The 417-nt window shown below is 53.0% G+C and carries 1 protein-coding gene; it reads right to left on the bottom strand.

What is annotated here, in order from left to right; all coding sequences use genetic code 11:
* Window positions 1–417 (bottom strand): hypothetical protein (locus ACLI09_RS18080; RefSeq protein WP_411421042.1); only part of this gene is annotated, 417 nt, incomplete at both ends.

Genomic DNA, 417 nt, shown 5'->3' with positions numbered 1-417 from the left:
CGCGTAACTGGTTAGGTCGAAGATGGCTACACCATCGTTGTCGTCATCGCCGTTGTCGCACATATGGAAGTCCTCAAGGGGGTCGGTGGCTACCGGCCTTTTGTGTACTACAAGGTCTACCGAAACTACGTCATAACAGTCGGTCTGGGTAGAGTTTACACGGATCCAAAGGGTTTGTATGCCGTTTACCGTTTGTTCTAAAAGGTTGTCATAGCTGGTGATGTCACTTATAGGGTTGGTACCGTCCTGGTAGTTGGCATCATTCTCGGTCTCGTGTACCGTGGTGCTTACCGTGCCGCCAAGGGCAGCGATTATAGCATCAAGGGTAGGCTGGATGTTAAAGGTGGCTACACCGTCGTTATTGTCGTCGCACTCTTCTATAGGAAGCGGCGCGGGCGCTATTGGCGCGGGGGCCAC

This window comes from Flavobacterium sp. RHBU_24 (genome assembly GCF_046613695.1).
GTDB lineage: Bacteria > Bacteroidota > Bacteroidia > Flavobacteriales > Flavobacteriaceae > Flavobacterium.
The sequence above is the reverse complement of the archived record's forward strand: the minus strand, read 5'-3'. Positions and strand labels throughout refer to the sequence as shown.